This window comes from Streptomyces niphimycinicus (genome assembly GCF_018883605.1).
Taxonomy (GTDB): domain Bacteria; phylum Actinomycetota; class Actinomycetes; order Streptomycetales; family Streptomycetaceae; genus Streptomyces; species Streptomyces niphimycinicus.
This window is the reverse complement of the sequence record NZ_JAHLEM010000407.1, coordinates 1-1,149: the sequence shown is the minus strand read 5'-3', so window position 1 is coordinate 1,149 and position 1,149 is coordinate 1. Positions and strand designations below refer to the sequence as shown.

General features: G+C 67.0%; 1 pseudogene. It reads left to right on the top strand.

From position 1 onward, the window contains the following. A pseudogene (locus tag KN815_RS30760) lies at positions 1–991 on the top strand (molybdopterin dinucleotide binding domain-containing protein); the annotation flags it as partial. Positions 992–1,149 lie beyond the last annotated feature (158 nt).

Sequence of the window (1,149 nt, the reverse complement as noted above, 5' to 3'; positions counted from 1 at the left end):
CGTCTGCTGGGCCATGGGAGTGACACAGCACCGGCACGGTGTCCCGACCATCAGGGAGATCGTGAACTTCCTGATGCTGCGTGGAAACCTCGGCAGGGCCGGAGCCGGGGCCTGCCCGGTGCGCGGCCACAGCAATGTGCAGGGCGACCGCACGATGGGCATCTGGGAGCAGATGCCGGACTCCTTCCTGGACGCGTTGCAGCGCGAGTTCGGCTTCGATCCGCCGCGCGCCCACGGGCTGGACTCGGTGAACTCGATCAGGGCCATGCGCGAGGGCCGTATCAAGGTCTTTCTCTCGCTGGCGGGCAACTTCGTCCGGGCCGCTCCGGACAGTGCGGTCACCGAGGAGGCCATGCGGCGCTGCCGCCTCACCGTTCATATCTCCACCAAGCTCAACCGGTCCCATACGGTCTGCGGCCGGACCGCGCTCATCCTGCCGACCCTCGGCCGCACCGAGCGGGACACCCAGTCCGGTGGCGAGCAGTTCGTCACCGTGGAGAACTCGATGAGCGAGGTGCACACCTCCTATGGGCGGCTGAAACCGGCCTCCACACTGCTGCTCAGCGAGGTGGCCATCCTGTGCCGGCTCGCCCGGCACACCCTCGGCGACAAGGCCGGCATCCCCTGGGACGAGTTCGAGGCCGACTACGGGGCCATCCGCCACCGCATCTCCCACATCGTTCCGGGGTTCCACGACTTCAACCGGCGGGTGGCCCGTCCCAGTGGCATCAGGCTGCCCAATCCGGTCAACGAGGGGGTCTTCGCCACCCCCGCGGGCAAGGCCCTGTTCACCCGCAACGCCTGGGACATGCTGCGGGCCCCCGAGGGACATCTGCTGTTGCAGACCCTGCGCTCCCACGACCAGTGGAACACCATTCCCTATACGGACAACGACCGCTACCGGGGCATCCACGGACGGCGCAGGGTGGTACTGGTCAATCCGGCGGATATGGTGGAACTCGGGTTGTCCGAGGGGCAGTTCGTGGACCTAGGACTTGTCCGGCCGATCATGTGACTGTCTCGTGTCTGGGTCGTTGATGTGGCATGGGGCGGGGTGATCTGAGCGATGCGGAGTGGGAACGACTGCGGCCGTTCCTGCCGGTCAGCAACGGGCGTTGTGGCAGGTGGCGGGATCATCGGCAGGTGATC